This is a genomic window from Ruegeria arenilitoris (assembly GCF_013035425.1).
Lineage (GTDB): Bacteria > Pseudomonadota > Alphaproteobacteria > Rhodobacterales > Rhodobacteraceae > Ruegeria > Ruegeria arenilitoris_A.
Window position 1 is genome coordinate 869,941 of the sequence record NZ_WQHX01000001.1, and the last position, 12,310, is coordinate 882,250.

Annotated in this window: 10 protein-coding genes; all 10 read left to right on the plus strand. The window is 57.8% G+C overall.

Annotated elements, in window-relative coordinates; translation table 11 throughout:
- The first annotated feature begins 626 nt into the window (after window positions 1-626).
- The 10 genes from GOV45_RS04230 (at window position 627) to GOV45_RS04275 (ending at window position 12,300) form a co-directional block, all read left to right on the plus strand.
- Window positions 627-1,643 carry a sugar ABC transporter substrate-binding protein gene (locus GOV45_RS04230; protein ID WP_170474612.1) on the plus strand — a complete coding sequence of 339 codons (1,017 nt, stop codon included), beginning with the start codon at window positions 627-629 and terminating at the stop codon, window positions 1,641-1,643.
- A 62-nt stretch (window positions 1,644-1,705) separates the two neighbouring features.
- Window positions 1,706-3,220, plus strand: a complete 1,515-nt coding sequence (locus GOV45_RS04235) for a sugar ABC transporter ATP-binding protein (protein ID WP_170474613.1) — start codon at window positions 1,706-1,708, stop codon at window positions 3,218-3,220.
- Entirely contained in the window at window positions 3,217-4,239 is a 1,023-nt protein-coding gene (locus tag GOV45_RS04240) for an ABC transporter permease (RefSeq protein WP_170474616.1), read from the plus strand. The genes GOV45_RS04235 and GOV45_RS04240 overlap by 4 nt, the downstream gene beginning before the upstream one ends.
- 5 nt (window positions 4,240-4,244) lie before the next feature.
- The gene (locus GOV45_RS04245; RefSeq protein WP_170474619.1) at window positions 4,245-5,246 is read left to right on the plus strand and encodes an ABC transporter permease; all 1,002 of its coding nucleotides are present in this window, start codon (window positions 4,245-4,247) and stop codon (window positions 5,244-5,246) included.
- On the plus strand, window positions 5,243-6,214 hold the full coding sequence (locus GOV45_RS04250) for a sugar-binding transcriptional regulator (RefSeq protein ID WP_170474621.1): 972 nt from the start codon (window positions 5,243-5,245) through the stop codon (window positions 6,212-6,214). Before GOV45_RS04245 ends, GOV45_RS04250 begins: the two co-directional genes overlap by 4 nt.
- A complete protein-coding gene (locus GOV45_RS04255) occupies window positions 6,207-7,214 on the plus strand; it encodes an aldo/keto reductase (protein WP_170474624.1) in 1,008 nt (335 codons plus the stop codon). Before GOV45_RS04250 ends, GOV45_RS04255 begins: the two co-directional genes overlap by 8 nt.
- A gap of 61 nt (window positions 7,215-7,275) precedes the next feature.
- Window positions 7,276-8,958, plus strand: a complete 1,683-nt coding sequence (locus tag GOV45_RS04260; protein WP_170474626.1) for a glycerol-3-phosphate dehydrogenase/oxidase — start codon at window positions 7,276-7,278, stop codon at window positions 8,956-8,958.
- A gap of 14 nt (window positions 8,959-8,972) precedes the next feature.
- Window positions 8,973-9,791 carry a class I fructose-bisphosphate aldolase gene (locus GOV45_RS04265; RefSeq protein ID WP_254447893.1) on the plus strand — a complete coding sequence of 273 codons (819 nt, stop codon included), beginning with the start codon at window positions 8,973-8,975 and terminating at the stop codon, window positions 9,789-9,791.
- Window positions 9,784-11,286 carry an FGGY-family carbohydrate kinase gene (locus tag GOV45_RS04270; protein WP_367648650.1) on the plus strand — a complete coding sequence of 501 codons (1,503 nt, stop codon included), beginning with the start codon at window positions 9,784-9,786 and terminating at the stop codon, window positions 11,284-11,286. The genes GOV45_RS04265 and GOV45_RS04270 overlap by 8 nt, the downstream gene beginning before the upstream one ends.
- A 3-nt stretch (window positions 11,287-11,289) precedes the next feature.
- Complete coding sequence (locus GOV45_RS04275; protein WP_170474630.1) at window positions 11,290-12,300, plus strand: zinc-binding alcohol dehydrogenase family protein; 1,011 nt, start codon at window positions 11,290-11,292, stop codon at window positions 12,298-12,300.
- Window positions 12,301-12,310: the final 10 nt, after the last annotated feature.

Genomic DNA, 12,310 nt, shown 5'->3' on the forward strand with positions numbered 1-12,310 from the left:
GCGGAGCTGGGATGCAGCCTGAGCGTCTGTTCGGCGGACAAAGCAGCCAGTGAGCTCTGGAAATCGAATGGGCCTGGGCTTGAGCTTGGCCATTCATCGGAAGCTGCCCGATCTCAAATGCAGGGTTCAGAGGGCAAGCCCCGGGCGCCACTGCATGCGTCAGACCAGGCGAAATCCGGCAACGCGTTTCGCCTTGACCCGCTACTTTTGCCAGAAATGGGCCTAGCGAAGAATCAGCATTCATGCACGAATGTCAATTTGCGCTGAACGTTCGTCAACCTTGAAGAATTCGAAACTTTCGACCCAAAGATTTTGTTGCCATTGGTCGATTTGACTAACCAGAATGGGCTCGGCGCAGATCTACTCATCACTCTCTGAACGACTAGCAGTCGAATAAGTGTCATAAAAACTAAGTACTTACTTCTTGAATTTCCCAGTGAGACTCTTTTCTGAAATAAATTTCAGTTTACTGAAATAAAAGTTGTTGACCGCTTTTGCATCTGATGTGAGATTTATTCCACACTTTGCAAGAAAATTCACGATCTGATAATCGGAATGCTTGCGGGGTGAACTGGATCGGGGAAGTGAACCCTGGTCGGTCCCTAAGCAACGGAGGAGTGCAACATATGCGAACCCTGACTTTTACATCCCGCGTGGCGGGGCTGGTCGCCTCAACAGCAATCTGGACGGGTGCGGCAATGGCCGATGGCGAGCGCATCGCGTTTTTCGTCTCGGACCTGTCGAACGTCTTTCACCAAAGTCAAGCGGCAGAAGCACAGCGCTACGCTAGTGAAAAATACGGTGCCGAGGTGGTGGTCTTTGATGGCCAGGCAGATTCTGCTGTGATGACCCAGAACGTAGACCAGGTGGTTGCAGGAGGTTTTGACGCCGCCACGCTGCATATCTGGGACGCCGAAGCTGCCACGCCGGGCGTGCGTGATGCGCTGGACGAGGGCATAGTGATGACCTCTTTCTTCAGCCCGATCACAGACACAGGTATCCCAACCGCCCGCAGCGACGAGGCGGCAGTATCCTTTGAAATGGGTGCACAGATGGCCAAAGCGTGGAAGGACGCCCACCCTGACAAGCCTATTGTCATGGTGCAGTTGGGCTGGCCAAACCACACCGAGGTGAACTCCGGCCGGACCCGCCCCTTTGTCGAAGGTGTGCTTTCGGTTGATCCCAATGCTGAAAACCTCGGAGCTCTGGACAGCTCTGCCGGTCAGGAAGCTGCCAAGCAAATCATCGTCGACCTGCTGACCCAGCGTCCGGAAGTAAACCTGATCTATTCAGAAGCATCGAACCTGACCGTCGGCACTATGGCAGGCCTAGCTCAACTCGGTCGGGGTAAATTCGAAGACGGCAAACCCGTAACTGAGATTGTTGCCTCCGTCGACTTCGACTCAGTGGAACATGAAATGGTCTATGACCCAAATTCATCCCTGAAGCTTTCCATGGGGTTGCCCCCGGTCGAAACAGCGCAGGGGCGCATCGATCTGATCATGGATGTGCTCGACGGCAAAGTGGCGAAGACCTCCGAAACCGCGGAGGAGTTTTTCTACAAGGCTTACACGATCTCCTACTGGGGCATGGAAGAAGCAGCTGCAGAAAAATGGCTCGCGGCTCAATTCGGAGGCAGCTAATCTAATGCTGGGTCTCCGGGCAAAGGTTTGGAGACCCGCGTCAGCGGACAGGCGGTACAACAATGGCTAGCTCAACGCAAATCCCAGCGCTCGAAATTGATGAACTGACCCGCGACTACCCAGGCGTACGCGCGGTAGATGCGGTCAGCTTCGCAATCGAACCGGGCACTGTGCATTGCCTGGTCGGGGAAAACGGCGCAGGCAAGTCCACGCTGGTCAAGATGATCACCGGCGCGCTGGCCCCCTCGGCAGGATCGATGCGCGTGAACGGTAAGACGCACAATCCGACCAATCCGCAAGAGGCCCGCGACAACGGTATCGCCACCCTGTTTCAGGAATTGCATGTGGTCGACGAATTGACCGTGCGAGAAAACCTGACTCTGGGGTTGGAGGCTAAGCGCTTCGGCTTTCTCATTCGATCAGATCTCGACGACCGTGTTGTCAAAACGCTGGCGGCGATCGAGCCTTCTATTGACCCAGCGGTCCGCGTATCAAGCCTCTCGGTCGCGCAGAAACAGATCGTGGAAATCGCCCGCGCCGCCTCTTCGGGTGCAAGCGTGATCATTATGGATGAACCCACCGCCGCGCTATCGGAGCGCGAGGTAGAACGCCTTTTTGAAGTGATCCGGCGCCTGAAAGACAACGGCGTGACCGTCATATACATATCTCACAAGCTCGAAGAGATTTTCACGCTGGGTGACATCGTGACCGTTTTGCGGGATGGAAAACACATTGCTACCAAACCTCTAGTAAAGGTCGAGGGCCGCCCAGAACTGATCGAAATGATGATCGGACGCACGGTGGCTCATAATTATGTGCCGCGTCCCAACCCGCCCGGTGACGTCGTGTTGACAGCGCGAGGCCTGACCAACCACCTGCTGAAAAATGTCAGCTTTGACATTCGCAAAGGCGAGATCGTCGGCTTTTACGGCCTCGTGGGTGCAGGCAAAACCGAAATCGCCCGCGCGATTTTTGCCGCTGACAGCTATGACGGTGAGATCATATTCAAATCCCAACCTGTGGGTCATACCCCTAAAGATGCACTGGCCGCAGGGATTGCCCTGGTGCCAGAAGAGCGGCGAACGCAGGGTTTGTTCACCGCGATGTCGATCCGGGAAAACATCCCTGTTATGAACTTGCCGCGCATGTCCAAGGGGGGGGTGTTCCGCGCCGACAAGGAAGAGCGCGCGGCTCATGAATTTGTTTCTCGCTTGCGCATCGCCACGGACAGCATCGAAAAACAGACCGAGAAACTCTCCGGCGGCAATCAGCAAAAGGTTGTTCTTGCTAAATGCCTGTTCTCGCAGGCAGAACTGCTTTTGCTGGATGAACCGACGCGGGGCGTCGACGTCGGTGCAAAGACAGAGATATACGACATCATCAAGTCGCTGGCCGATCAAGATAACACGGTCGCCATCTTCTCGTCGGAACTCGAAGAAGTGTTGGGCATATGTGATCGCATTTTCCTGCTCTATGACGGCCAATTGCGCGCAGGAATCCGAAACGGAGACAATGTAGACACGGCCCAAATCCTCGACCTGGTGACAGGGGGCAGCATGCAGGAGGACGCGGCATGACCACGCTGGCTGTCTCCCCGATTACCGCGCGCAAGCATCGTCGCTTAAGCGACCAAGGTTTTATTACCGTGATGGTCGCAGTGGTTGCCGTGCTGCTCTTTCTGCTGGCCTCTGTCTTGGTTCCGAACTTCTTTCAGCTTCAGAACATGATCAATTTGGTGACCAATAACTGGGCGGTGATCTCACTGGGAGTAGGTGTCACTTTCCTGCTGGTCTCGGGTAATTTCGATCTGTCAGTCGGCGGCAATGTGGCACTTGCGGGCGTACTGTCGGTCTGGCTGGCGCAGTCAACCGGTGGCGCAAATACGCTTTCTACAGGGCTCGGCTTCCCGCTGCCGCTGGCTTTGGCGGGCGCTATGGCCGGGGCGCTGGCGATCGGGGCATTGAACGCGTTTTTCGTAGTACGCCTCGGTGTGCCGTCGATCATTGTAACACTGGGCACGATGATGGTGGCGCGTGGACTCGCGCAGGTCATCACTCACGGCTCCCAGCGCAACACAAACCTGCCGGACGGTTTTGGCACGCTGGGCAACCTGACGCTTTTCGGTACGGTGAAATTGCCGGTGGTGCTGATGGGGATGCTGTTGTTGGTCGCCGTGTTTATCGAGCGCCGCATGCTGATCGGCCGCGTCACCTATTGGGTCGGTGCGAACCCGGTGGCGGCGACTCTTTCGGGCATCGACAGGGGCCGCCACGTGACGAGGCTCTATCTCTTTTCGGCCGCGATCGCAGGCATGGTCGGCATTTTGCTCGCATCCGAGTTCAAATCCGGGTTCTCGAACAGAGGCATGCTGATGGAGTTCGATGCACTTGTCATTGCACTTCTGGGCGGGGTGGCGATTGCAGGCGGTTTTGGTTCGGTTATCGGGATGTTTTTTGGCGCAATCATCCTCGCGGTGGTCACTTCTGCCGCGACGGGTTTGGTGCTCTCGCCCGACTGGCAATTCATACTCAAGGCAGTGGCGGTCTTTCTTGCCATCACAGCACAAACCTGGGCGCTGGCCCGCAGGAACCGGTGAGGGATATGACTAAGAGTTTTGCGGTGACCGGGTTCCTTAAGGACTATTACATCTACCTTGTGCTGATCGTATTGGTGGCGTTGCTGGCATCGGCTAATCTGGATCAGTTCCCTCTTTTTGAGCGGGGTAACTTCCTCTACAAACGCAACATCATCAACATTCTTCGCGTCTCGGCCCCGATCCTCGTCATCTGCGGCGCCTTTACGCTGCTAATGGTCTCGGGATACATCGATCTTTCGGTCGGATCGGCGATGAGTCTCTCGGCGGTGGTTTACGCGATGCTGGCGCTGAATGGCGTGCCCTTTCTGCCCGCTTTTGCCCTGACAGTTCTGGTTGGCGTGCTACTGGGCGCGATCAACGGCTTTCTAGTTGTGCGCATGCGGATCACGCCAGTCATTGCGACGCTCATAACGCTTAGTCTTTACAAAGGCATTGCGCTGCTGCTTGTTGAAGATGGTACCTCTGCCATCAAATCTGGAGGCGGTTTGAAGATGCCGGGCTGGTTTAATTCCTATGGCCGCTCTGGGGCACTTTTGGATCTGCCAGCTTCGGTCTGGGTAGCGATTGCTGTGACATTGGCGCTGATCGTGATCCAGAAACGCGGCGTGTTGGGCAAATACGCCGCCGCCACCGGCGGCAACCCGACGGCGGCCAAGCTCTCAGGTATCAAAACCGGACGTGTGGTTTTTGGGCTCTATGTTCTGGTTGGCATATCCGCAGCGCTGGCAGGAATTGCGCGGTCGTCTTTCATGTCGTTGGGCGATCCTCTTTCCGGCGACGGGATGGAACTGACGGCGATCCTCGTTGTGTTGCTTGGTGGTACAGCGTTTTCAGGAGGTGAGGGAAAGGTACAACGTTCTTTCATCGGAGCGCTGATCATCATGTGCCTGACCATCGGTATGCTGACCATTGTGCCCGCCTACACACAAACACTGGTTATCGGCGCTGCGCTACTATTGGCCGCCGCCACCAATCACCTCGTCAGCCGAAAAGGGGGTCGGAAATGAACGCCGACAACATCAAACCGGACCAGATGCGCCTTATCGCGCAAGTGCTGACTCAGCATTTTGAGAGCGGGAAGTTGCAGGCAGATATCGCCAAAGAAATGGGCTTGTCTACTGCCAAGGTGAACCGGCTAATCAAACAGGGCCGCGAGTTGGGGATGGTTCACATAACGATAAAAAGTCCGCTCTTACGTCTCTTTGATCTTGAATGCGAAATCTCTGACCATTGGGGTCTGCGCAACTGCCTTGTCGTTCCGTCGGTCACCGGTTCTCCCGAGGCGACCCTGAATGAGGTCGGTCGGGCAGCGGCGAACCTGCTCGTGGATACCGTTCGGGACGGGGACACCATTGCGATTTCCGGCGGCAAGACCCTTTCCGCAATTGTCGAAAACCTAACGACAGCACAGGCCCATGACGTTACGGTCGTGCCCATGACGGGCGGTGTTCAGGGGCAGCACTACACAGATGTCAACCACATCGCCACGTCGCTCGCGGACCGCCTGAGCGGCCGAGCCACGTTGATACATGCGCCACTCCATGCAGACAACGAAGAAGAACGGGATATGGTCATGGCGATGAAATCCGTTTCCCACGTGATGGAAAAAGCCGCCAAGGCTTCTGTCGCTCTGGTCGGCGTTGGTGCGGTGATCGGCGAAAACGCCACCTATTATGAGGCTCACCCCGTATCCGAAGAAGACCGCAATGCGCTCTATGCTTCGGGCGTACGCAGTGAATTTCTCGGGCACCTTGTGCAGGAGGACGGCCGCCTGTCTGACAACGCATTGAATTCGCGCCTTGTCTCGCTGCCGCCGGAGCGACTGCTCAATATTCCTGTGACCATCGGCGTTGCCTCGGGACTGGAGAAGGTCGAGCCCATCATCGCCGCGCTGAACGGCGGTTACTTCAACTCACTGGTCACCGACGATGTGACCGCCGCGGCCATAATGCAAAGGGAGACAGCCAATGCTTGATAATTCCAACACCGCGCAGTTGACGCGCCCGATCGGGCAGTCGGGCATCGAGGCCACAGCGATCGGTCTTGGCACCTGGGCTATTGGCGGCTGGATGTGGGGCGGCACGGACGAGGCGCGGTCTATCCGCGCGATTCATGCAGCAATAGACGAAGGCATCACCCTCATCGATACTGCGCCTGCCTATGGGCAGGGGCTGGCAGAGGAGATCGTCGGAAAGGCCTTGAAGGGGCGCCGCGACAAGGTGGTGCTCGCCACCAAATGCGGGCTTGTGTGGCACACACAGAAGGGCAACCACTTCTTTGACTATGACAGCGGGCCGGTTCACCGATATCTCGGGCGTGACGCGATCATTTATGAAGTAGAACAGAGCCTCAAACGTCTGAATGTAGATGTGATCGACCACTACATCACTCACTGGCAGGACCCCACGACATCGATCGACGAAACGATGGAAACGCTGGAAGCCTTGAAGGTCCAAGGCAAAATCCGCTCCATCGGAGCGTCGAACACCAGCACTGACGATGTGCGGGCCTATCTTGCAGCTGGACAGTTGGACGCAGTGCAAGAGGAATACTCCATGATCAAGCGCGATCTGGAGGTAGAGATGCTACCGCTTTGCCGCGATGCAGGCGTATCGGTTCTTTCTTATTCCTCACTGGCTTTGGGCCTGCTGGGGGGGCGCGTAGGCCCCGATCGCGTGTTCCAAGGCGACGATTTGCGCAAAGATAACCCGCGCTTTTCACTCGCAAACCGTGAAAAAGTCGAGCTGCTGATGAAGGCCATTGACCCGATTGCGGAAACGCACAATGCAACACGCGCACAGATCATAATCGCCTGGACGCTGCAGCAACCGGGTATCACTTTCTCTCTCTGTGGCGCGCGCGACGAAGTGCAAGCTGCAGAGAATGCCAAGGCGGGTCGCCTTCGCCTGACTGACGGAAATCTCTCTGCGATCAGTGCTGCGGCGGCCACGCATCTCACCGAGCTGGACGGCTAAGTCCGGCCATCACCCTAACCGCAAACAACGCCGGAGGGCATCTTCCGGTGACAAGAGGATTATGCCCAATCAACGCCAAAATATGCTGGCCCACCTCGAAAACCCCCGATTTGACGCGGTGGTGATCGGAGGCGGCGTGAATGGGATCGGGGTCTGGCGAGACCTCGCCCTGCAAGGCTTGCGGGTGCTGTTGGTGGAGCGGAATGACTTTGCCTCCGGTTGTTCGGCTGCGCCGTCGCGAATGATACATGGGGGGCTGCGCTATCTGGAAAACGGTGAGTTTGACCTGGTGCGCGAGTCACTCGCGGAACGTGATGCGCTGCTGCGCAATGCACCGCATTTGGTGCGGCCGCTGCCGACCGTAATCCCGATTGCGGGCCTGACCTCGGGCCTCTTCAATGCAGCGGCCAGCTTCTTTGGGTGGTCCGGCAAACCCGCTCGGCGCGGAGCGCTGCCCATCAAGATTGGCCTGACGCTTTATGATTTTGTCACGCGCCATCGCCGACAGACGCCCAAACACCGGTTCCTGTCCAGATCCAAAACCCGTGCCGTTTTCCCAGCCCTGACGCGCGATGCCCGATGCGCCGCGCTCTATCACGACGCCTGGATCAGTCACCCCGAGCGGCTTTGCATCGAAATGATCCGCGACACCCTGCGCGATGCACCCGACGCTGCCGCTCTCAATTACGCCGAAATGGCGTTGGTCGATGGATGCTATTACTTAACCGACTTGCGCGGTGGGAAGAAGATGCCCGTTGCGCCGAAAGTGGTCGTGAATGCCACCGGCGCATGGCTCGATGAAACGCGCGAGGCACTGGGCGCAGATGCCCCGCGAATGATCTCGGGCACCAAAGGGTCGCACCTGATCCTACGCAATGACGCACTGTTGCAGGCGCTTGCCGGGCATATGGTTTATTTCGAGAACGCAGACGGCAGGGTTTGTATCGCATTTCCCTATCTGGGCCACGTGCTCGTTGGCTCTACCGATATTCGCGTCGATGGCGCCGCTCGCACCAAGTGCGAGCCAGAAGAGCGGGACTACATCCTCGGATCCTTGCGCAGTGTGTTCCCGGATTTAACCATCGATGCAGGTCAGATCGTATTCTCGTATTCTGGCATTCGTCCGCTGCCGCAGAGTGATGCTGATTTCACGGGCCGTATATCACGGGGACATTACGTGCAGCGTCTTGACGGCGTGGTGCCGCAATTCTGCATGGTGGGCGGCAAATGGACGACCTTCCGCGCCTTTGCTGAGCAGGCCGCCGATGAGGTTCTCAGAGAACTGGGGCAAACGCGCAGGGGAACAACCTCCGACCTGAGCATCGGAGGTGGGCGCGGGTACTCGCCTACGGCCTCCCTGCCTGTGAGCGAAGCTCGCGCCACTCATCTGCTGGACCACTACGGAGCACAGGCAGAAGAGGTGCTGGCCAACTGCCCAGAGGATGACGCGCCGCTCTTCCCCGGCCTGCCGCACACACGTGGCGAAATAGCATGTTTGGCGCGCAGCGAATTTGTCCAGACTTTGTCTGACCTTGCCCTGCGCCGCACTTCTCTGGCGGTCACCGGATCGCTTACCGATGCGGTGATCGACGCGTTGGCAGATGTGCTGGCCAAAGCTCAAGATCTTACCCCCGATGAAATTGCTGCTCAGCGCGCGATGCTGGTGGCAGAACTGAACACCTACCACGGGCAAGCGCTTACGCTGTCCGAAGACAAAAAAGAACGGAGTATTGAATGCGCGTAAGTCCCAAAGCCCGGATGAACCGGATGTTCACCAATGGCGGTTGCCTTGATGTGGCGGTGGATCACGGTGTCTGCAACGAGCCCTCTTTCATGGTGGGGCTCGAAGACATGGCCGCCGTAATGGATACGCTCATCAATGCCAAACCCGACGCGGTCCAATGTGCCTACGGACAGGCGGATCTGTTGCAATCGCGCCCCGAGAAAGACAAACCCGCTTTGGTGATGCGCATCGACATGGGTAACCCTTACAATGACACGCGCCACCGGGTGATGTGGTCGATGCTGCAAAACGCCGACGAACCGATTATCGGCGCGCTTGAAATGGATGCTGCGGCTGTGGTCGTGAACCTTTTCATGCTGCCCGACGAGCCGGAGCTTTTTCGTCAATGCGTTGAGAACATCTCGCGCGTCCGTGCCGCCTGCTCGAAATACGGCATGCCTTTGATGATTGAGCCGTTGGTGATGTTATCCAATGATGTGCGCGGTGGTTATCAAGTTGACGGTAATGCGGAGAAAATCGTGACACTGGTGCGTCTGGCCTCAGAAATGGGCGCCGATATCATCAAGGCCGACCCCACAGAAAATGCGGAGGACTTCCATCGCGTGGTCGAGGCCGCACGCGTCCCTGTCCTTGTTCGCGGCGGTGGCAAGGAAGATCTGAAAAACGTTTTGATGAAATCCGCGGCACTCATGGCGCAAGGCGCGCAAGGAATGGTCTATGGCCGCAATGTCTATCAGCACGATAACCCGCGTGCGGTGGTCGCCGCTCTGATGGCGTTGATCCACAAGGGCGCTGGGGGTGAGGAAGCGTGGGAGATTTATAACAGTGTCTAAGACCTATTTTCTTGGGTTAGACGCAGGCAATACCGTCATAAAGGCGGTGTTGTTCGACGGCGCGGGTCATCAAGTGGCGATGCGAGCACTTGACGGGCAATCCTCGACACCGGCGCCGGGACACGTGGAACGTGACCTTGGTGAACTGTGGCGCAACGCGCAGGAGGTGATCCGCGGCTGTATTGCAGATGCCGGAATCGATGCCGTCCTTATTGCGGGCGTGGGCTGTGCCGGTCACGGCAACGGGCTCTATCTCCTGGACAAATCCGGTGCTCCCTTGCTGGGCATTCAATCGCTAGACAGCCGCGCCGCCGGAGTGGCCAGCGATTTAACAGCCGCCCATGGCAGCCACCTCCATGCGCTGTGTTTGCAAAAGCCGTGGCCGTCGCAAACGCCCACGTTGCTGGCTTGGGTCAAACAAAACCAACCCGAAATCTACAAAAGGGCGGGTACGCTGCTGCTTTGCAAAGATTTCATCACATACCACCTGACAGGAGAGCGGGTCAGCGACATCTCTGACATGTCTGGCTGCGGCCTGACCCGCATGCCCGACGCCGTCTATGCCGACGAACTCCTCGAACTTTACGACCTCAGCGACGCGAAACTTCTGCTGCCGCGCCTGCTGGCGCCGTGCGACATCGCAGGCCATGTGACCGCGGACGCTGCCGCCGCAACCGGGCTACTGGCTGGAACGCCAGTCATTGCAGGCTTCTTCGACGTGGTGTCCTCTGCGTTGGGCTCAGGCGCGGGACGCCCTGGCGATGCGTCCATCATCGCGGGCAGCTGGAGCATCAATCAGGTTTTTTCCGCTGCGCCTGTGGTCGATCCGGGTGTCTTCATGGTCTCAGCTTTCGGGCCAAGCTGTTTCGTGAACATTGAAGCCTCTGCAACCTCTGCAGCCAATCTGGAATGGTACGTGCGAGAGTTTGTCGAACGCGGTCAACACCACGACGACCCGTTTAGATATGTGAATTCCAAAGTGGGCGCGGTCGTACCCACCGGCGATGATCCTTTCTTCCACCCATTCCTCTATGGCTCGGGACAGGGAGCAGACCATCGCGCAGGCTTCTATGGCTTTGCGGGATGGCACGGTGAAGGCCACGTTCTTCGCGCCCTCTTCGAAGGCATCATGTTCGAACATCGCCGACACATTGAGGCATTGCGAAACGCCGGCGTCAGTTTCGATCGCGCGATCCTGTCGGGTGGTGGGTCCCGCAGTCCGCATTGGCCCCAGATGTTTGCAGACAGCTTGGCTGTGCCGATCACAGTGGGTGAGGCCCGCGAAACCGGCGCGTTGGGCGCGGCGATGGGTGCCGCCATCGCTACGGGCCATGTGGCGAACTACGACGCGGCAATCGCCCTGATGACCCGCCCGTTCGCCAAACTCGCGCCAAACCCGGCCATGAAATCGCACTATGACCGCCGCTATGACATTTATCTGGACCTGACTGCCGCTCTGCGCGGGTTCTGGTCCCGTTTGCAATCGGAGAAATGACCCATGAAGGCCGTTGGCTTCCTCAATTCCTTGCCCGTTGATCATGCCGACAGCCTGATCGAATTTAACTTGCCCGACCCTGAGTTACGTCCGGCCGACCTGCTGGTCGCAGTGGAGGCGATCTCGGTCAACCCCGCTGACGCAAAGCGCCGCATCCGCACCGCGCCAGACGAGGCGTTGGAGGCGCCAATGATCCTTGGTTATGACGCAGTGGGAACCGTAGAGGCTGTGGGCCCGGATGTGACCGGCTTCAAAAAAGGTGACCGCGTCTGGTACGCGGGTGATGCCGGTCGCGATGGGTCTAATGCCGAATTGCAGGCCGTGGATCATCGCATTGCATCACTCGCGCCGACCTCGGTCAGCCCAACAGCCGCGGCCTCGCTGCCGCTGGTTACGCTGACCGCGTGGGAAGTACTCTTTGACCGCTTGCAAGTCCGGCAGGACGAGACCCGTGCTTCAGTGCTTGTCATCGGTGGAGCAGGTGGCGTCGGCTCCATCACGTTGCAGCTTTTGCGCAAACTGACTGGGCACGAGGCGATCGCCACCGCCTCACGCGATGACAGCGCCGACTGGTGCCGCAAGATGGGTGCACATGAGATCGTCGACCACCGCGACCTGGTCGCCAACACACGCGCAAACGGGCGTGAATTCGTCGATTACATTGCTCATTACAACGGCCTCGATCTGCATTGGGATGCGATGTGCGACCTGATCGCTCCGCAAGGTCGTATCAGCTCGATTGCGGAAACCCCCGAGAAACTCGACCTCTGCGCACTGCAGGGCAAATCCGTCGGCTTTATGTGGGAATTGATGTTCACGCGTTCCATGTTCGGCACGCAGGACATGGCCCGTCAGGGCGCAATCCTTTCCCGGATGGCGCGTATGGTGGATGACGGCATAATCGCGTGCACGGCAACGAAGTCGCTTCAAGGGCTCTCAGTGGAAACGCTCAAAAACGCGCATCGAATAATCGAAACCGGTGCTATGATCGGCAAACTGACAATTACTTTCTGAGGCCGCAGAT

What these genes read in the sequence shown, in the direction of transcription:
- GOV45_RS04275 (WP_170474630.1), top strand. Translation starts at nt 11,290, where the DNA reads ATGAAGGCCGTTGGCTTCCTCAATTCCTTGCCCGTTGATCATGCCGAC.
- GOV45_RS04250 (WP_170474621.1), top strand. Translation starts at nt 5,243, where the DNA reads ATGAACGCCGACAACATCAAACCGGACCAGATGCGCCTTATCGCGCAA.
- GOV45_RS04245 (WP_170474619.1), top strand. Translation starts at nt 4,245, where the DNA reads ATGACTAAGAGTTTTGCGGTGACCGGGTTCCTTAAGGACTATTACATC.
- GOV45_RS04235 (WP_170474613.1), top strand. Translation starts at nt 1,706, where the DNA reads ATGGCTAGCTCAACGCAAATCCCAGCGCTCGAAATTGATGAACTGACC.
- GOV45_RS04230 (WP_170474612.1), top strand. Translation starts at nt 627, where the DNA reads ATGCGAACCCTGACTTTTACATCCCGCGTGGCGGGGCTGGTCGCCTCA.
- GOV45_RS04260 (WP_170474626.1), top strand. Translation starts at nt 7,276, where the DNA reads ATGCCCAATCAACGCCAAAATATGCTGGCCCACCTCGAAAACCCCCGA.
- GOV45_RS04240 (WP_170474616.1), top strand. Translation starts at nt 3,217, where the DNA reads ATGACCACGCTGGCTGTCTCCCCGATTACCGCGCGCAAGCATCGTCGC.
- GOV45_RS04265 (WP_254447893.1), top strand. Translation starts at nt 8,973, where the DNA reads ATGAACCGGATGTTCACCAATGGCGGTTGCCTTGATGTGGCGGTGGAT.
- GOV45_RS04255 (WP_170474624.1), top strand. Translation starts at nt 6,207, where the DNA reads ATGCTTGATAATTCCAACACCGCGCAGTTGACGCGCCCGATCGGGCAG.